The organism is Rhodopirellula sp. UBA1907 (assembly GCF_002337565.1).
GTDB lineage: Bacteria > Planctomycetota > Planctomycetia > Pirellulales > Pirellulaceae > Rhodopirellula > Rhodopirellula europaea.
In genome coordinates this window covers 78,844-98,618 of record NZ_DDGH01000033.1, presented here as the reverse complement: position 1 = coordinate 98,618, position 19,775 = coordinate 78,844, and the positions used below count along the sequence as shown (strand labels likewise).

Genomic DNA, 19,775 nt, shown 5'->3' with positions numbered 1-19,775 from the left:
ACTCGTTGCCTCGTCCACTACCGAAATCCCATCCACCACCACAATTCAGCACTGATTATTCAGGCGATTCTTAGCCCTGAATGACCGCGTCCATCACGTGTCCCTTCACATCGGTCAACCGCATATCACGCCCACCGAACCGGAACGTTGACCGCGTGTGGTCCACACCCATCAGGTGCAGCATCGTCGCGTGCAAATCGTGAATCTCGGTGCGGTTTTCGACCGCTTTGTAGCCAAATTCGTCCGTTGCACCGTAAGTGATGCCCGGCCGAATCCCTCCGCCAGCCATCCAAATCGAGAAACCAAACGGATTGTGGTCACGCCCATTGGCTCCTTGAGCAAATGGTGTTCGGCCGAATTCGCCCGCCCAAACGACCAACGTCTCATCGAGCAACCCGCGTTGACGCAAATCCTTCAGCAATCCGGCGATCGGTTGATCGACCGCACGGGCGTTGTTTTCATGCCCGGCCTTCAGATTGTTGTGCTGGTCCCAACGGTCCCCGCCAACTTGAGGGCAAGTCAACTCGATGAAGCGCACGCCGCGTTCGATCAGCCGGCGGGCGATCAAGCATTCAGCCGCATAGATTTGGGTCGGCTTGTACTTCGCGTCCAATCCATACAGTTTGCGAATGTGCTCCGGTTCGTCTTTGATCGACATCAACTCCGGAACTGCCGCTTGCATCTGAAACGCCAGTTCATAATTCGCAATTGCCGATTCAACTGCGTCGTGCCGCAGTCCATGACGCATCGCTTCGGAATCCAACTTGCCGATCAGATCGAGATGTGCCCGTTGGCGTCCGATGTCCGGTTCAGGTGACTTGATGTTCGCAACCGCGGTTCCGTGGGGCTGAAAGACAGACCCTTGGTAGGTCGCCGGCAGAAAGCCGTTGCCAAAACAATCCAGCCCACCAGGAGGAATCAAACCTCCGTTCAAGACAACAAATCCGGGAAGGTTGTTGCACTCCGAACCCAAGCCGTAGTTCACCCAAGCGCCCATGCTTGGACGCCCCTGCAGTCCACTGCCGGTGTGCAAAAAATAGTTTGCAAACGTGTGCTCGGAAAACTCAGAAACCATCGAGCGGACCACCGCGAGCTCGTCCACGCATTCAGCAACGTTCGGGAACAAACTGCTGACCGGAATGCCGCTCTCACCGTGTTGTTTGAACTTCCACGGGCTGCCGAGAACTTTGCCGTTGTTGTTGAACTGAGTCGGCTCGACGCGGAACAAATCTCCCGGTTCGCGACCATCCATCTTGGTCAACAAAGGCTTGGGATCAAATGTGTCGATCTGTGACGGTCCACCATCCATGTAAAGGAAGATGACATTCTTCGCCTTCGCCGGATGATGAACGCCATGTCCCGCATGATCAGCGGATGCCTCGTTCATGAGCGCAGCCAACGCCACGCCACCAAACCCCATGGAAGTTTGAGCCAACATCTGACGCCGACTGATGGACGGATGCCCGAAAGTTGAAAGACCGGTCATGGCACAAATATAAATTCTTTGGTGTTGACGATGGCATGAGCCACGTTGGCCCACAACGAGACATCATCCACGGTCGCTGCCGTAGCCTCACTGGATGCCTGGATGTATTCCCGAATGGAATTCAACTCGGCCTCTTCCGCCGGACGTCCGAGCGCGGTCCAGAACATCCAGTCGATTCGCTGCTCAACGGCGATCGTCTCAGCCGAACGCGAAGACTCGCCGGAGCCCGAGGAATGATTGGGCGGCACTTCTCGCATCGCTCGCTCGGCAAACAATTGCGATTGTTTTTTCACCAATGGATCGTTGAGCATCACCAATGCTTGAGCCGGAACGTTGGACGCATTGCGACGCCCCATCGTGCTGAAAGGATTGGGCGTATCAAACACGCTCATCATCGGCGAAAGAAAATTTCGTCGGACGGCCAAGTAAATCGATCGACGTCGAGCCCCATCCAGCGGACCACTCTTCGCGGGACGCCCTCGACCGTTCATGAACGATGTCAAGTGAATTGGCACCGAATCACCCTCCAACGATCGATCGAGCTGACCAGAGATCGCCAACAAACTATCGCGAATGACCTCTCCCTCCAGCCGATGCAGATTGCTGTGGTGCAGCAACTCGTTCTTGGGATCAACCGACTCGGCATGCGAGGCCATCTCTTCGGAGACACTTTGCATCGACATCTGATAGGTGTTTGTCAGAGCAATTCGCCGAATCATCCATTTCAGATGACGACCGTGACGATCAAAGTCCGTGGCGAGGTGATCGAGCAATTCCGGGTGCGTCGGACGCATCCCCAACACACCAAAGTCGTCCGTGGTCGGCACAATGCCTCGTCCCAAAAGATGATGCCATAGACGATTGGTGATCACCCGAGACGTAAGCGGATTGTTTGGATCGTTGATTTGATCAGCAAGTTCCAAGCGACCACTTCCGGTCGCGTCGCCGATGCGTTCACCGCCCGTGATGGCGGTCAAAAAATGCCGAGGTTCAATGTCGCCTTCGCTGGATGAATTGCCGCGAATCAAGATTGCCGCGTCCTCACCGCTACCGTCGATCATGCCAATCGCTAATCGCGATCGCTTTCGAATCTGCGACGCCAATTCCTGACGTTGGGTCGACCATTCGGATCGCCACTTCGCAACGTCCGATCGAATGGATTCGTCCGAGGTAACTCGCTCTCGAATCTTTTCTTCCAACGAAGCAATTCGTTCCGCTTCCGCATCGAGTCGGCTTTGAATTCCCTTCCGGGTTGCACCCAAATCCTCCTTGGAAGACTGAGCCACACAAAGAATTTCGATGCTTTGATTTTCAGCGGGTGTGAATTCCAAGTGCAATCGATGACCGATGTATCGGCCAAGATTCATTTGGACCCAGCCGTCAACTTCTTTGAACTTGACGATCGTTTCGCCATGCAACGGGCCATCCACCAAACGGTGTGAATCAACACATGCGAAAACGTTGCCCGTTCCACGAAGCCGAATCGAAACGACAGGCTCGGTCAATTCAAACGTCGGCAAACGCAGCGTTCGGCCTGGACGCGGGTAAGCCTTCAACTTGCCCCGCGCGTTGGTAGTCTTGGATCGAATGGACTCCAATCCGTTCCAAGCTTCATCGTTTTTTGCAACCGCGTTCTTGGTCAGCGTGACCAATTGCTGAGCGATCACGTCTGCATCCGCAGCATCCGCCTTGTTCGACGGGATCAGTTGTGGCTCGCCCGCGATGAGAGGCCCGGCACCAAAAATGAAACCGTTCTGTCGGAAGTCCTCCGCGTTCAGTTGATCAAACGAATTCACAACCGCTTCGGGCCAGTCAACATTTAACTCATCGAGCTCGGCAGCCCGATACAGATCCGCAAAAGTCGCCTCAAACTTTTCGCGATAGGTTTCATCCAGTTTCTGAAGTTCATTCGCTACGCGGCCATTGTGCTCGATCGTGTCAAAACGAACTTCGGCGTAGTCGCTGCTCTGCAGAAAGCCTGACAGCGAGTAATAGTCAGCCGTCGAGATGGCATCAAACTTGTGGTCGTGACATCGAGCACACGCGACCGTGACGCCTTGAAACGTTTTCGACATCACATCGATCATGTTGTCGATGCGATCGGATTCATCTTTTCGAATATCGACTGGCGAGTGAACCCATTCGCCCAGATGCCAAAAACCTGTTCCCAAGATCGACTCATTGAACGGGGCTCCACCCTCCGGTCCCTGATAACTCATTCGTGGCTGAGTCATCAGGTCGCCAGCGATGTGCTCTCCCACCCATTGGTCATACGGCACATCCGAATTGAGCCCTCGCACGACGTAGTCGCGGTACTGCGACGCGTTCGGAATGTCGGCATCAAATTCGTGCCCGCGCGACTCGGCATAGCGAACCAAATCCAGCCAATGCCGGCCCCAACGGTTGCCAAACTCGGGCGAAGCAATCAGCCGATCCAGCAAACGGTGCATCGCATCCGGACGTGAATCACGCTCAAATTTTGCGACCTCTTCTGGTGTCGGTGGCAAGCCTGTCAATGCAAACGTCAACCGGCGTACCAGCGTCTTTCGGTCGGCTGGGTTTGCTGGCGAAAGCCCCGCGTCTTCTAAACCAGCCAATGTGAATCGGTCGATTGAATCACGAGTCCACTCCGGATTGCTGACCGCCGGAGGTGTGCTGTCACGGACCGGCTGCCACGCCCAGTGGTTTTCGCGACGGTCGTCCAAGTCAAACGAATCGACTTCGCCTTCGGCTCCTTCGGGCAACGGTTCCTCGGGCCAGTAGGCCCCGTCAGCGACCCACTTTTCCAACGCCCCGATATCTTCATCGGAAAGCTTGCCCGATGGCGGCATTTCGTAAGATTCAAAACGAACCGCCTCGATCAACAAACTGTCGTCAACCTCGCCCGCGATGAGGGCGGGTCCCGAATCGCCACCGCTCAGCAAAAACGATCCGTGGTCGACTCTCAAGCTGCCTTGCCGCTCATCGACATCTGATCCGTGGCACTCGTAGCAATGTTCGCTCAACAACGGTCGAATGCGATTCTCAAAAAACTCCCGCTGATCCGATTCATCGTCCGCCCAACAGGTCACCGCTAACAACATCAAGAAAGGTGTCAGGTACCTTTTCGGCAAACCGGGCACATCTCTCATCGCACCCCGAAGATAACTGACACTTTTCTCACGGGCGCTTGCTTGGAACGATCGCGCACGGCGGCATTTCGATTGGTATTGCGAGCGATACGACATGGCAGAAATTTGTCGGGTGGGCATCAGGCGGGAGTGACTCGGATTGGGTGCACAACTCGATTGCCGCGTCAACGCTCACGCCGCAACGAATCCTGGCACCCAAAAACCCTCGTCATTTGGAGCGTTCCATTTTAGCTGGTTCCGGAATTGGGATGTCACTTAATAGCCGCTGAATCACAGAATCCGTGTTCATCCCCTCGGCTTGGGCTTGGAAGTTGGTCGCGATCCGGTGCCGCAACACGGGCAAAGCAATTTTCTGAATGTCGCCAGGCTCCACGCTGAACCGGCCATTCATCGCCGCGATGGCCTTGCCACCGGCGATTAAGTTTTGCCCGGCGCGAGGTCCCGCCCCCCAATCGACGAGTTCTTGAACATACTTCGGTGCAGACTCATCCGAAGGTCGCGTCGCCCGGACGAGCTGGGCCGCGTATCGGATCACAAGCGGTCCGGCCGCAATGCTGCTGACCAATTTCTGACAATTCAAAATCGCTCGTGCGGAGAGAATTTTGTTCACAGTCGCCGACTCACCTCGCGTCGTCGCCATCAGAATCTTTTCTTCTTCCTCAGCCGAGGGATAATCGATTTTGATGTTGAACATGAATCGGTCGAGTTGGGCTTCCGGCAACGGGTACGTGCCTTCCTGCTCGACCGGGTTCTGCGTCGCGATTGTAAAAAACGGCTCAGGAAGAGCGTGCGTCTCCCGTCCCACCGAGACCTGACGTTCCTGCATCGCCTCCAACAGAGCCGCCTGGGTTTTCGGTGGCGTCCGGTTGATCTCGTCGGCCAGTAGAATGTTGGCAAAGATCGGCCCCTCAACAAACCGGAAACTTCGCCGTCCCGACTCATCTTCTTCCATCACCTGAGTCCCGGTGATGTCCGACGGCATCAAGTCGGGCGTGAACTGCACCCGTTTAAACGACACATCCAAAATATTCGCGAGCGTGCTGACCATCAAAGTCTTGGCCAGCCCCGGTACACCCTCGAGTAAACAGTGGCCTCGAGTAAAGATGGCCGCTAGCAACTGTTCGATCGTGTCTGTTTGGCCCACAATGACCTTTGCCAACTCATCCCGCATCTTCTTTTGATGTTCCGAGAACTCTCGCAACACGTCTGCCAAATTGCGGGGCTTGGACGCATCACCCGAACTCGCATTTGACGCTGCATTTCCTGCGGCGGGGTTCATTGGTGGAGGGGTCGGAACCGAAGGATCAGCCATGAATCACAGTCCAAATCACAATGTATCGAGTCACACGGGTTGTCACCGCACGGCTCAAATCGATGGCGTCATGGATCCAAACCAATCCGGCCAAACGCTCGCATGCGGGAGTCTTCGCAGTTTACGCCTTGCGGCAACCAAGCGATATCGGTGTGCAATCATCGTTGTGCTTTGCATCGTCACCACGCTCACGACCACCGCTCCACACTGCGCCGCCCAAAACAATCGCGGTCGCATTGATGCTCCCACGGTACAGCGAGCGATTGATCGAGGAGTCGAATACCTTCGCAAGTCGCAAACCGACCGGGGAGGATGGGATGAGTTTACCGGCCAATCCTGCGGCTTGTCGGCACTTTGCACCCTCGCGTGGCTCAACGCGGGAGTGTCCCGCAACGATCCTGACATGGTCCGCGCGCTGAGCTACCTTCGCCGCTACGAGCCCACGCAAACCTACGCCGTCAGTCTGCAAACGCTGGTCTTCTGCCATGTCGGTGCTCTCGGCGACCTGCCGCGAATTCGTCGCAACGTCGCTTGGTTGACCGAAAATCAAAAAGCGGCCAATTCGCGAAACCCGGGAGCATGGGACTACGGCGACCGCAGAGGCGACGGCGATCCATCGAACAGTCAATTCGCTTTGCTGGCTCTGGGAGAAGCCGTCAACCGAGGCGTGGAAGTCGACCCCGCCGTGTTCCAACGAGCCCAAGCCTATTGGCGGAACTTGCAATTGCAGCGAGGAGGCTGGCCGTACCGATCCAACGATCCAACCGGCAGCATGACCTGTGCAGGAATCGGTTCGTTGCTGATCGCGCAAGACGCTTTGAGCACGCTCGACAGCGACCAAAAAACGCTTCAGTGCTGCAACGAACAAACCGGTGATCCCGCAATTGAAAATGGATTTCAGTTTCTGAGCAAAATCTTCACGGTCGATACCAACCCCGGCAGCACTTTATCGAGCGACTTCTATTACCTGTACGCCATCGAACGGGTCGGACGATTGTCGGGTCGTCGCTTGATCGGTGGACACGATTGGTACCGCGAAGGCGCCGAACACTTAGTCGGCCTCCAAGACGCTTTTCGCGGATTCTGGATCGGTTCGGGGCCCGCGGAAAGCAAACGGGAAGTCGCCACTTCGTTTGCGTTGCTGTTCCTTTCCAAAGGCAAACGGCAAGTGGTCGTGGGGCAACTCGACCATCCATCGCTTCGAACACTCGATGCAAACAACACCGCTTCGATTCCGTTTTCAACTTCGCTCAAACAACTGGTGCGACACGTTGAACGCGACTGGTCGCAGGAACTGACTTGGCAAACGATCCAAGCCGAAGGTGCCTCGGTCGCTGATCTCTTGCGAGTTCCGGTGATCGTGATTCGTGGTTCGCAAAGAATTCAATTCAGCAACGAACTGGTCGACACACTGAAGCAATACATCGATCAAGGTGGATCGATTTTGTTCGATGCGATCGGTGGAGACGGATGCGGCGAAGCGTCTGGCTTCCAAGCAAGCGTGATCGACCTCAGTCAACGATGGTTTCCCGGCAACCAACTCGAACGCTTACCACCGTCCCATCCGGTTTGGTTCGCCGAGCGTCCCGTTGATCCAACAGCCATCGGCACGGACTACTGGGTCTACGGCATCGGTGCCTGCTGCCGAACACCGGTGTTCTATTCGCCGCGAAGTTTGTCGTGTCGATGGCAACACAGCGGACCACTTCTTCGCAACGGCGACATGCCAGCCGCCCTGCGACCTCAAATCGAAGCGGGCATTTCGATCGGCGAAAACATCATCGCTTATGCGACCGGACGAGAACTCAAGAACAAGCTCGATGCAACATCAATCGTCGATGGATCAACCGCACCTCCACCCACACGCGGAGCCATCCCAATCGCCGTCGGTGCACTTGGTGCGGGCGAAAAACAAGTCCTGCGGGCTCTCCCAAATGCCGCCACGCTGATTCGCGAAAAGCTGGCGATCGAAGTCATCGCGGTGAACGATCCGATTGAGCTGACCGAGGAATCACTGGCCCGCGTGGGGGTGCTGTATCTGCACGGACAAACCGCAGTGAATCTCAAACCACCTGAGAAAGATGCGTTGCGAGCATTTGCATCCCGAGGTGGCATCATCATCGCCAGCCCCATCTGCGGCAGCGAAGCATTCGGGACATCCATCCGGTCGCAACTTGCCGACCTGTTCTCCGGCGAGTCATTCGAGCCGATGGAAAAAGAACATCCCGCCTGGACAACTCGATACGGCGGCTACGATTTAAGTGACGTCACCATCCGGCGAACAAACCAATCTGGCGAACGTCAGAAAAACCAAACGCTCAAGATCAGTCGCGTAAGATCCACACCAATCGTCGATCTACTGCAGGTCGACGACCAAGCGGCGGTGTACTACTCGCCGCTCGATCTCAGTTGTGCATTGGAGTCACAAAACTCGGTGCAGTGCCCCGGCTACAACACCACCGACGCCGCCCGAATTCTGGCCGGCTTGATTCTCTATTCGCTCAACCGCTGAGACGACTCAACGAGTCTCAAGAGTTCAAAGCATCTCAGGAGTGCAGGCGAGCGAAGTCACGGACGTCTTCTTCGATCGCACGCAAGCGATCGGACAGCTTGATGTCCGCTGCACTCGCGTCTTGCGACTCGGCGGCTTCCAAACGAGTGAACACGTAGAACTTCACTTTGGGCTCGGTGCCGCTTGGACGAACCGCGACATAGTTGCCGTCCATCTCCAAATCCATGATGACCAAGTTGCCACTTGGTCCTTCCAGCGGCGAAGTGGAACCATCGGCGACGTTCAAAATCGTCGCACTACCGTAGTCTCGCACTTGAGCGACCGCGATTCCGCCCAGCGATTTTGGTGGCTCGGCGCGGAAAGCTTTCATCAAGCCTTGCATCGCAGCCATCCCTTCGCTGCCTTCCATGAACACGTTGATCAAATTCTCACGATGCAAACCGTGTTTGCTATACAAGCCAGCCATGTACTCATGCATGGACTTGCCTTCGGCCTTCAACTTCGCCGCCAACTCGCCCATCAACATGCAAGCGACCGCGCCGTCTTTGTCCCGAGCGTAAGTGCCGACAAGGTAACCGTGCGATTCCTCGCATCCGTAGACAAAGTCTTCGGGACCTTCGCGATCCATCGCCTCAGCAATGTATTTGTATCCGACCAACAAATCGCCAACGCAGCGTGCACCGTGCGACTCGGCGATCCGTCGAACCAATTCGGTGGTGACCAAGGTCTTGATGACGTAGGAACGCTCAGTCAGTTTGCCTGACTTCACTGTTTGCTCCAGCACATAGTCCGCCAGCAAAGCAGCGATCTGGTTGCCGGTGAATGTTCCCCATTCGCCACTGGGATCGGTCGTCAATGGAGCGGCCACGCCCAACCGATCGCAGTCGGGATCGGTTGCCAAAACCAGGTCATATCCGCCCGCACGCGCCGTTTCGATGGGAGCTTCGAAAACAGCCGCGTTCTCGGGGTTGGAAACGTGCCCGGGAACATTCGGGAAGTCCCCACTTTTTTCGCGGTGCCCTTCGTAGACGTCAAGTTGTGTGAAACCGTCTCGCTTCATCAACGGAACAACGGCTTCTTCGCCGACACCGTGCAGTGGCGAGTAAAGAACTTTGACATCACGCGAACCTTCGAATGCACACTGCGACGCGGCGTCAATGAAAGCCGTATCAATTTGCTCGGTAACCACTTCGATGCGCCCGTCGGCCATCGCTTCCGCGAATGGAGTGACGCGAATTTCTTGGCAGCTCATCACTCCATCGATGATCGCTTTGTCGTGCGGAGGCAAAACTTGACCGCCCGTGGACCAATAAACCTTCACCGCATTGTCGCTCGGTGGGTTGTGACTGGCCGTCACCATGATGCCGCAATCGCAGTTCAAGTGACGCACGGCGAACGACAACTGTGGCGTCGCCCGGTAATCGTCCAGCAAATAAACCTTGAACCCGGCCGCGACCATGATGCCTGCACACAACTCGGTGAAGTGACGAGATTTGTGACGCGTGTCGTAGGCAATCGCACACGACAATTGCTTGGCACCGCCGTGATACTGAACCACGTAATCCGCCAACCCTTGGGCGCTCTCACCGATCGTTCGATCATTGATCGCGTTGGATCCGATCTCGTACATCCGTCCGCGACGGCCGCCGGTACCGAATGGAATGATTGTCCAAAAAACGTCATCCAGTTTTTGCCACATGCCATCGGCGATGTGCTGAATCGTTTGGCCGCGATATTCGCGATATCGATCTTCGGTCAACCAAGATCGAATGTTTTCAACGGCTCCAGCGGTCAGCTTCTTTTCTTGGCAAGCTTGATCGATCGCGGCCAAGGCTTCGTCGACGGTCATGGAAGGAGACGAAACGGGGTTGGAACCAGAAGTCATGATGAGATCGCACCGGGGATAACGGGGAGACAGGTCGAATCAGTGGGCCCAGATTCTACGCCCCGACGGACTGTCTCACCACCTAACGTCCGCGCGATCCGGTGGTCCATTCATCGGGCGAAATCGCCTGCAATTGGCCTCAAAAACCGGCCGATTCAGACCAGACCTGCTACCCCAACCATCCCTTGCGGTACAAGAAGTACAGCAGGCTCAATGCCAAAACCATCATCACTGAAAGAGCGAACGGGTAACCAAAACTCCATTCCAGTTCGGGCATGTTCAGCGGTGACGCCTTCTGGTCGAAGTTCATCCCGTAGATCCCAGCGACAAAACTCATCGGGATGAAAATCGTTGCGATGATCGTGAGCACTTTCATCACGTCATTATTTTTTTGCCCCAGCAACGCGAAATACAGCTCTCGCAATTCGCCGCAGGTCTCGCGGTCGGTGTCCGCGGCTTCCATCAATTGCCCAATGTGGTCCTGGCAATCTCGGAGATACAAGCGTGTGTCATTGGCCAAAATGCCATCGCCTTCCCGCAACAACAACCGCAACGCGTCGCGATGTTGCTGGACCGTTTTCCGAATCGCCAACAAGTCCGCTCGGATGTGGTGCAGGTGCATCGGCAGATTGTCGTTGTCCGCATCCTGCAGCAATTCGGCCATCTCGGACAAGTGACTTTCGTAGCGATCAATGATTGGAAAGTAGCCATCGATGATCGCATCAATGACGGCGTAAACCAGGTAATCGGCGCCGCGATCTCGAATGCGTCCCCGCGCGTGAGAGATCCGATCGCGAACGGGATCCAGACAATCCCCGACCTTCTCTTGAATCGTGATGACGGTGTTGCCGACCAAGAAAATGCTGACTTGTTCGGTGTGAAAGCCGTTGTCGCCAACCGGCATCCGGGCGATAAAAAACAACGTCTCGCCGTAGCGTTCCATCTTTGCGTGTTGATCCATCTGCACCACGTCTTCCAGGGCCAGCGGGTGCAAACCAAATCGTCGCCCGAGCGAACGCAGTGCGTCCATGTCACGGATGCCATGCAAATCGATCCAGGTCACAACGTCCGGATTGGCCGAGTCATCAAACTCGATGGATTCAACGACTTCGTTGGTATGCGTCCGTCCGTCGTACTGGATGACACGAATGTGACTGGGGACGGTGTCCTTCTTCTTCGACGAGACATCACTCGACAAATCACCAGGAACGTTTCCAATCTTGGAACGCGAACGAGCCCAGCGTGGACGATGCACACGTAGACGCAGTGGCAACTTCCCCGGAATCGATCCCATCGCGAGTAAGAAATCGCGTTTACGCGGCGTTGATTTGTCCGTCTTCGCTGACATCTTCGAACCGAATCGAGACTTGTTTGCTGACCCCGGACTCTTGCATCGTGACACCGTACAACGTTGTCGCCGCGGTCATCGTTTTCTTACTGTGCGTCACAACGATGAACTTGGACTGATCCAAAAACTCCGTCAACACGGTCACGAATCGGCCGATATTGGCTTCATCGAACGGCGCGTCCACTTCGTCCAGCACGCAGAACGGGCTGGGCCGATACTGGAAGATTGACATCAACAAAGCCACGGCCGTCAATGCCTTTTCACCACCGGACAACAACGAGTTGCTGAAACTCGGTTTCCCAGGAGGCGTGGCAACGATCTCGACACCGGCTTCCAAGGGGTCGTCCGACTCTTCCAAAATCAAATCGGCATGACCACCACCAAATGATTTGCGATACAGCTTCTGGAAGTTGATTCGGATGGCTTCGAGCGTATCCAAGAACAACCGCCGAGAATCAGCGTTGATCCGAGCGATCACGCGTTGAAGCGAATCTTTCGCAGCGGTCAAATCCTGGTACTGGCCATGCAGCTCGTCGTAGCGAACCTGCAACTCATTGAGTTCTTCCAAGGCTTCCATGTTGACCGAGCCAACGTTTTGCACCTGGCCTCGAAGACGACTGATCTCTTCATCGACCGATGATCGATCCTCGATTTCAGCGAGTTCTTCTGGCGGCTCATCATTCCGCAGGTCGATCTGATAATCCTCGGCGATTCGATCGGCCAACGTCGTTTGTTTCAGCGCCGCAGCATCGCGAGCGGAACTGATTGTCGCGACGGATTCGGTTGCTTTCGCGACGGCCTTGATCGCCGCTTGCGATTCGGTTTGGACGCGGCGTGTTGCTTCGCGTTCCTGGTTGGCTTCGGCTGCCAAAATCTGGAGTTTTGAATCCGCCGCTTCCATTGCGATCATCAATTCCGCCAAGCGATTGTCGGCTTCCAAGATTCGCGTTTCGATCTCAGTGATCCGCTCTCGCGTTCGATTCATCGCGTCGCGAACTTCTTGGTTCGCCGCTTCGCGTTGGCTTTGATCGCGACGAGCCACATCGGCAGCGATCGTCAACGATTCGACGCGCTGTTCGCTACGTGCGGCCTCGACCGAAATGCTCATCGCCTCGGATTGCACTTCGCGAAGTTGCTCCGACGCCGCGGTCAGTTGAACGTCGACTTCGGTCCGCTGAGCTTCCAGCGTCTCGATCTCTTGCTTTCCCTGTTGAATCGAAACAGCCAGCTCGCCGTCTTGTTGTTTGGCCGTTGCGAGCAATTCGTTGTGTGACGCCGACGATCGTTTGAGTTCGTCCACGGTCGCCTGACGAGCCGACAATCGCTCGGCCACGTGATGCAGTTTGGCTTCTGCCGCCGCGTGTTCAGTGATCCATTTCCGCATCGCCTGCTCGTGACGACCAAGCTCGGCCGCTTCGCTATCGACAACCCCGGTCAAGCGACCGACTTCTTTTTCAGCTTCGGCAATCTGATAGCTGTAATGCTGCATCTCGGACTTCGCCGCCGCCAACTCGCTGCGCCGGCTGACCAATCCGGTCTCGCCGCCGGGAGGCCCCACGACACTCGATCCATCATTGTCCAACAAGTCGCCCGATGCGGTCACGAATCGCAAACCCGCCGACGAAAGTTTTCGCAAACCAATTGCCGTGGCCAACGTGTCGACCAACCATGTGTTGCCGAGGAGATGGCGAACCAATGGTTCCAATTCGACTTCGCAATCGATCATTTTGTCGGCGCGACCGATCACACCAGCCAACCCGTCCAAGCGAATTTTGTCGCCGGGACGCCGGTTGGGAAGTTCATCTAAACGGATGATCCCGACGCGAGTGCCAATCTTGATATCGCCACGGCTAATCGCATCGCTCACCGAGCCACCGCGAACGATGACGTACTGGCTGCGTGGTCCGAGAGCGGCATCAATCAATGGAGCGACTTGCCGATCGACGGAAAAACAATCCGCGACGATACCGACCAGATCTTTCTTCAGCTCAGCATTGCTCATCCGCAGCACTTCGCGAACGCCGCCGCTGACGCCTTCCTGTTTCTGCTGCAGCTCTTCGAGCACGCGAGCACGCTCGGTGATCCCTTGCAGCCGAATCTTCAGCGATCCAATTTCTTCGCGGCGTCGTTCCAAGACTCGTCGCGTCTCACACACTTTCGCGTCGGCGATTTCGACTTCGCGTTGTGCGTCGGTGATTCGTTTCTCAAGCTCCGAAACGTTACGAGCAACTTCGTCGTGATCTCGTTGAGCGGTCTTCAGCCCGTCTTCGGCTGTCACCGAATTTCGAGCGATCTCTTCGAGAGCCCGCGCGGCTTCACGCATTTGCTGAGCCACCCGGCCTCGATTCGCCTCGTGCTCGGCGACGCGACGGACCGCAGCCAAATGATCGCGTTGCAAATCATCGCGCGTGGTCTCGATGCGGTGAACGGTCGCTTGTTCCGCATCACGCTTGGCGGCGATTGATTCCTTCTTCTGTTGGACGTCGGCCAGCTCAGCCTCAGCGACTTCCAACGCCGCGATTGTCTTTCGCAAATCTGCGATCGCCGATCCCGCTTCGGTTCGCATCGCACGCAAACGACGGTAGTGTCCGATCAACGTGCGTCGTTGCTCGACCAACGTCGTCTGATCCGATTCGCGGCGACCACCAATGCGGGCAATTTCGCCTGACAACTCGCTGCGGCTTTGCTCCGCTTCGCGAGCCGCTTCGGCAATTGTCTGCAATTGCATCTCGGCAGCTTGCCGTTGCTCTTCCAACGACTCCCGCAATGCGTCGGCTTCACGATGCTGTCGTTGAGCCGCTTCCAATTGCGTGGTTGCTTCGTTCAGGTCCGTTGACAACGTCAACCAATCGTTCCAAGCGACAACCGTTCGAAGTTCCTTCAATCGGTCACTGGCTTGGCGATAGCGTTCTGCTTTCCCGGCTTGGCTCTTCAGCGTTTTCAATCGCGTGGCGACTTCGTCAACGATGTCACCCAAACGCGTCAGGTTCGTCTGCACGCGTTCCAGTCGCCGCTCGGCTTCCACCTTCTTGGCTTTGAAACGACTGATCCCGGCGGCCTCTTCGAAGATCGCTCGCCGATCTTTCGCGTTGGCTTGCAGCATCCGATCGACTTTGCCCTGTTCGATCAAACTGTAGGCATCGATCCCGATACCGGTTCCGCGAATCAGAGCCTTGACGTCCTTCAGCCGGACCGCCTGTTGGTTGATCAGGTATTCGCCTTCGCCGCTGCGATAGACTCGCCGAGTCACGTGGACCTCGGGAGCGTCGACCGGCATCTGGCCGCCACTGTTGTCGAAAATGATCGTCGCTTCGGCGGCACCGGCGGGCCCGCGAGTTTGTGACCCTTTGAAGATCACATCGGACATGTCCTTCCCGCGCAGACTCTTGGCACTTTGACTGCCCAAGACCCATTTCATCGCATCGACAATGTTCGACTTTCCGGAACCGTTTGGTCCCACGACGACCGTGATGCCGTCGGGAAAATCAAACCGCGTGCGATCAGCGAAGCTCTTGAAACCGGCCAGCTCGAGTGCTTTGAGCATGAATGATTGTGTTGCCGGGAGCGAAAGAAGAAGTAAACGACGGACGGGTGAAACGTGGTTTCGATGGATCAAGACTAGCCAAAACGCTGGCAAAATCCTAGTTCGATCACGTGAAACGGCCCACAATCCTGGCGATCCAAAAACTGACTATCGAAATCGCCTGGTGATCAGAAAAGCACCCCAAACACGCAGACAACCAAAACCAACAGCCCAGCGACCATTTTCCCAACCGTTCCGGTCGTTCGGCCCCAAAACGCGGCCTGGCCAATCCGCCAACTGTCTCGCCAATTCTTCCCGTCGTTCCATTCCGCGAACATGGCTCCCGCGGTCGCCCCCAATCCTCCGAACAAAATCGCCGCCAAAACCGGACCAACGACGGGAATCGGTAGCCCCACAATTCCTCCCACAATGGCCCCGATGATCGAACCCACAATCGCCATCATCGTGGCTCGGCGACTCGCCCCCGCTCGGCTGGCCCCCATCGCCCCCGCCAAAAACTCAACCAATTCGCCGACCAAACCCAGCACAAACGCGATCGCCAACGAAACCAACCCGAGCTGCCAACGCCCGGTTTCCGGTCCCAACCACGCGTACAACGCCATCAGGGCGATCGCCAGCCAATTGCCCGGCAGAGCGACCAAATTCAGCAACCACGCCAACGTGCAGGCGAGAATCAGCCCGATTCCCAACGCAACCACACCGATCGGCATCATCACGTCTCGAACGGTATCCCGCGTCCAAATCAACCCATCACTGACTCTCGCCCAAAAGCCGCCGGCTTCTTCCGTCGCGACCGGATCCGCTTGTGCCAACCAATGTCCGGCTGGAAGGCTCGCAAGCTCCATCGTTTTCGCATCGACAACCGCTACCACGCGATTTTCGGCGAGCGATCCAGCGTCGGTCTCCGCGACTATTCCAAACGCTGTTGGCGACAGGACCGCGAGAAGCAACCATGCAATTTGCAGTTCGATCATGCTGTGAATTCTGTCAGAAGAATTGAAGTGGAAAGGCAAAATGGACACACGAGGGTGAACCAGACCCTGTAATTTCCCGTCTCATTGGCGCCTTGGGAACCAGCCCCGTCACGTTGCAGGAACGACGGAGCGAAGGTGGAAGAGACGACGAAAACTGTGGTTTCTTCTTTTCCCAAACGCTACGATGGAGCAACTTCGAAGCCAACTTTCTGATCGAGGAAAGGACTGACGCAACAATGAGCGGACGGGTTTTAGAAACCAACGTGTTGGTGCTGAATCGCTTTTACATGGCGATTCGCGTGGTCAATGTTCGTCGAGCGTTGACGCTTTTGTATCGCGATTGTGCGGAAGTCATTGACAACGACGATGGACAATTCATCGGATACGACTTCGATAGCTGGTGTGAACTGAGCCAATTGGCATCAGCTCAAAAGCAACCGGAGGACGAATACATTCAAGCCGTCGGGTTTGAAATGAAGGTCCCACGGATCACTCGGTTGACGCGGTTCGATCGCATGCCGGCCCAAACGGTTCGATTCAATCGAAAGAACCTGTTCGCCCGCGACGATCACACTTGCCAGTATTGCGGCAAAGCGGAACCGACGCACAAGCTCAGCCTGGATCACGTCGTCCCCCGCTCTCATGGCGGTGGAACGACGTGGGAAAACATCGTGTGTTGCTGCTTGCGTTGCAACAGCCGCAAAGGTGGACGCACGCCGCAACAAGCACACATGAAGCTGCTGTCTCGTCCGATCAAGCCTCGGTTCAATCCATTGATGACTCATTCGATGGATGACCCACGCTACGCGTCCTGGAAGACCTTCCTGCACACGGCCAAATAGGCAGTTTGGGCAAGACCGAATCCAGCGATTTGAAAACGTATTTCGCTCGCTATCCCGGAGGGTCGTCAGACTCACCGGGACCGGCGTGATCGTGTTCAAACGTTGCCTTCCGGTGCCTCCGGATCCGAAAATAAGGATTTGCTCGACAAACAATTTTCGGCGTGGTTATACTCGGGACATCATCGGACACGACCCCATCGGACCCGAATCGGAATCATTGCTTATGTCCTACGACGACAACCCCACATCGCCCGTTTTCCGCATCGATGTCTCAGCGGAATCAGACGCTGGCGTGCCAGTTTCGAACGAGGAACTGACGGTTGGGTTGCTGCGTCAATTGGTCGTCAGCCAGCAGCAACAGACCAAATTGTTGACCGAATTGGTTCAACAAAATGCCGCAATGCACAAGCAACGTGCGGGTGAATTGCAGCAATGGAAAGACGCCAACCCGCAACTGTCTCGGGCCTGCCGACGCGCCGCGGAAACGCTCAGCGAAGTGCAAACCGAATTTTTGCAAACGTTGACCGAAGAGATCGACGATTCGGGCGATCACTTGGTCGAAGGTGAATACATGCTGAACGAATTCATCGATCGGTTTGGCCCCCGAATGGCCCATCTGAACGGAATTTTGCAGGTTCTCGCTCAACTCGGGACCGGCGAACCTATCGCGCAGCAACAACAACACTGAATGCGAGCGAGGGATTTCGGTCACTGAAAAAATTCTGTGGCCAGGAACTCCCAAGTGGACTTTCGAGAAACGGAAACGTTCGCTAATCTCTCGCCTTCTCGGACGCGAACGTCTTCCACAGGCGTTCCAAGATCGTCCGAAAACTGCCTTATCGGGGCGTAGCTCAGCCTGGCAGAGCGTCTGGTTTGGGACCAGAAGGTCGCACGTTCGAATCGTGTCGCCCCGATTGAATTTGTGGAATTCTCAAAAAAAAACGGAAGCCGCAGGTTGTTTCTAACAAACAACTTGCGGCTTTTTTAATGACGTGCCAGACGGCCAGCTTCTGCAAAGATCGGGTGTACAGAACGCCCTACAGATTCGGGATGCTAAACGGGAGTCTCCAGAAGCTGTTCTTGAGAAGCCGGTCTGGCCAGCGAACCGCAGGTGTAACCCTATGTGCATCATGCATCAATCTCCCTGCGTGACAAAGTGCTGGTGGTAACGCTACCACCTTCACCTCTATGTAACGCAAAAAGAGCAACCATTTTGGACGCAAACTTTGCTGGCTTGCATCGGATGCAGCGTCCGCGACAAGTTTCACCGTTCGGCGTCGTTTGTCGTTCAGACTATTGAGTTGGATCGAGCTCGATCTGGATCGGTGAAGTGCGGTCGGCTTGATTCGTGAACCGCAAGTCACTCGTGTAGTAGTCGGCGTAGCGTCGCGGCACGGTTTGACCGTGTTCATGGTCCGCGGCGGCGACGTCTTCCGTCATTACGATTTGCACGACGACAACTTCATATTCGCCAGGAGGAAGATGTTCGTTCCCGTCTTGGTCGCGTAGCGTGAATGCTCCATTGCTCGCGATTTTTCCGGCGTAACGATCACCTGTTTCGAGTGAGCGAAATTCAATGCTTCCGGACTGCACCGGATCACCGTCGGTGTACTCCACGATTCCCGTGGCATGTTGTTGGCTTGAGCAACCCGATAATGTCGCCACCAACAACAGCAACGCCAATCTGAAATGAATCATTGTTCCAATTCCACCACTCGGGCGTCACGGCGGTTGGCAAGCGAGCCCAGGACCTTGGTGTCTGTGAACGGGGTGTACATTCGCACGCTGCCATCGACCAAAGCGAAATGAACGCCGGCGGGATGCCAACTTCCAAACGAAAACATGTCGGCGAGAACATCGCTTGGCCCGTTGGCTAGTCTCAAGCCAGGACCTACCAGTCGACTGGATGCCGGCAGGTGATCGCCATCGTAGGCGGGTGAGTCTTCGGGGAATTGCGCGAGGCGATCAAGCGGGACATACTTTTCGCCAAACAAAAACGTGCTCGACGTTCCATCGGTGACAGAAGCCATGCGAATGCGATCGGACGGTGCGATTGCTTTGCCTTGTTTGCACTCCGGTCGCACACTGATGATGACGCCCGTTCCATTTCCGCCATAGTAAAAGTCGGTGGGAGCTCCGGTCGCGCCCGGCGACAAGTCGCCATGGTTGCCGGCGTAGTCGCAAAGGGCTCCTTCGACATTCACTGATACATCACTAGGACGTGGTGGAAGTGGGCAACCGCAAGGGAGCCGACCGCCACCGCCGGTTTCTGTTGAACGGAGTTCCCGAGTGCCGGTTGGTTGTGTTCCCGATCGTCGTGACGGACAGAGAAAAATGTCAGGAACAACCGTTCGAACGTTCTCGGGGTGTTGATGCCAGGGTTTGGAAAAATCCCATTGGCTACCGAGCGAGGCTTGCTCGATATAAGGCATCACACGGGCCAGCCACGTGGGAGTTTCCAGGCCGCATTGGTCGGCTGGGTCCGCGTCCGGACGCGATTCATATCGTGCTGGCGGGAAGTAGCCGAGCACGTCGTGGTGCATGTGCGTGGCGAGTGCCAACTGTCGAATGCGGTTCTTGCAATCAGTGCTGCGAGCGGCTTCGCGTGCCGATTGAACGGCAGGCAGCAACATCGCCACCAGAACGCCAATGATCGAGATGACCACCAGCAATTCGACCAGCGTGAAGGCATGGGGTTTGCTTTTTTCGACTACCAACATGAAACGGATCATCCGCAGAAA

12 protein-coding genes and 1 tRNA gene are annotated in these 19,775 nt (G+C 55.9%); 4 read left to right on the top strand and 9 right to left on the bottom strand.

Annotated features, from left to right (window positions below; all coding sequences use genetic code 11):
• Positions 1-70 precede the first annotated feature (70 nt).
• From B2R17_RS07575 to B2R17_RS07565, 3 genes are all read right to left on the bottom strand, one after another.
• A complete protein-coding gene (locus B2R17_RS07575) occupies positions 71-1,438 on the bottom strand; it encodes a DUF1501 domain-containing protein (RefSeq protein WP_286763493.1) in 1,368 nt (455 codons plus the stop codon).
• A 44-nt stretch (positions 1,439-1,482) separates the two neighbouring features.
• The gene (locus tag B2R17_RS07570; protein WP_414707258.1) at positions 1,483-4,569 is read right to left on the bottom strand and encodes a PSD1 and planctomycete cytochrome C domain-containing protein; all 3,087 of its coding nucleotides are present in this window, start codon (positions 4,567-4,569) and stop codon (positions 1,483-1,485) included.
• Positions 4,570-4,825: 256 nt separating this feature from the next.
• Positions 4,826-5,929: an AAA family ATPase gene (locus B2R17_RS07565; RefSeq protein WP_414707256.1), complete on the bottom strand. Its 1,104-nt coding sequence runs from the start codon at positions 5,927-5,929 to the stop codon at positions 4,826-4,828.
• Here B2R17_RS07565 and B2R17_RS07560 point away from each other — a divergent pair.
• Positions 5,841-8,441 (top strand): DUF4159 domain-containing protein, encoded by a 2,601-nt coding sequence (locus B2R17_RS07560; RefSeq protein WP_414707255.1) that lies wholly within the window; start codon positions 5,841-5,843, stop codon positions 8,439-8,441. The two genes, B2R17_RS07565 and B2R17_RS07560, sit on opposite strands and share 89 nt — an antisense overlap.
• A 34-nt stretch (positions 8,442-8,475) precedes the next feature.
• Here the strand turns inward: B2R17_RS07560 and B2R17_RS07555 are convergent, their stop codons facing one another.
• The 4 genes from B2R17_RS07555 to B2R17_RS07540 all read right to left on the bottom strand — a co-directional run bounded on the left by B2R17_RS07555 (position 8,476) and on the right by B2R17_RS07540 (position 16,192).
• Positions 8,476-10,326: a phospho-sugar mutase gene (locus B2R17_RS07555; protein ID WP_286763485.1), complete on the bottom strand. Its 1,851-nt coding sequence runs from the start codon at positions 10,324-10,326 to the stop codon at positions 8,476-8,478.
• Between the two features lie 169 nt (positions 10,327-10,495).
• Positions 10,496-11,620 (bottom strand): magnesium/cobalt transporter CorA, encoded by a 1,125-nt coding sequence (gene corA / locus B2R17_RS07550; RefSeq protein WP_037249810.1) that lies wholly within the window; start codon positions 11,618-11,620, stop codon positions 10,496-10,498.
• 19 nt (positions 11,621-11,639) lie between these two features.
• On the bottom strand, positions 11,640-15,218 hold the full coding sequence (gene smc, locus B2R17_RS07545) for a chromosome segregation protein SMC (RefSeq protein ID WP_286763483.1): 3,579 nt from the start codon (positions 15,216-15,218) through the stop codon (positions 11,640-11,642).
• 167 nt (positions 15,219-15,385) lie between these two features.
• Positions 15,386-16,192 carry a DUF456 domain-containing protein gene (locus tag B2R17_RS07540; RefSeq protein ID WP_286763482.1) on the bottom strand — a complete coding sequence of 269 codons (807 nt, stop codon included), beginning with the start codon at positions 16,190-16,192 and terminating at the stop codon, positions 15,386-15,388.
• A 236-nt stretch (positions 16,193-16,428) separates the two neighbouring features.
• Here B2R17_RS07540 and B2R17_RS07535 point away from each other — a divergent pair, with 236 nt between their 5' ends.
• The 3 genes from B2R17_RS07535 (at position 16,429) to B2R17_RS07525 (ending at position 17,948) form a co-directional block, all read left to right on the top strand.
• Complete coding sequence (locus tag B2R17_RS07535; protein WP_037249807.1) at positions 16,429-17,034, top strand: HNH endonuclease; 606 nt, start codon at positions 16,429-16,431, stop codon at positions 17,032-17,034.
• 223 nt (positions 17,035-17,257) lie between these two features.
• On the top strand, positions 17,258-17,722 hold the full coding sequence (locus tag B2R17_RS07530) for a hypothetical protein (RefSeq protein ID WP_007328560.1): 465 nt from the start codon (positions 17,258-17,260) through the stop codon (positions 17,720-17,722).
• A 152-nt stretch (positions 17,723-17,874) separates the two neighbouring features.
• Positions 17,875-17,948 (top strand) — tRNA-Pro (locus B2R17_RS07525).
• A gap of 379 nt (positions 17,949-18,327) precedes the next feature.
• On the opposite strand, the gene B2R17_RS07520 is transcribed toward B2R17_RS07525, so the two are convergent.
• Positions 18,328-18,732, bottom strand: coding sequence for a carboxypeptidase-like regulatory domain-containing protein (locus tag B2R17_RS07520; protein ID WP_286763481.1), 405 nt, complete (start codon positions 18,730-18,732; stop codon positions 18,328-18,330).
• Positions 18,729-19,754: a DUF1559 domain-containing protein gene (locus B2R17_RS07515; RefSeq protein WP_286763480.1), complete on the bottom strand. Its 1,026-nt coding sequence runs from the start codon at positions 19,752-19,754 to the stop codon at positions 18,729-18,731. The genes B2R17_RS07520 and B2R17_RS07515 overlap by 4 nt, the downstream gene beginning before the upstream one ends.
• Positions 19,755-19,775: the final 21 nt, after the last annotated feature.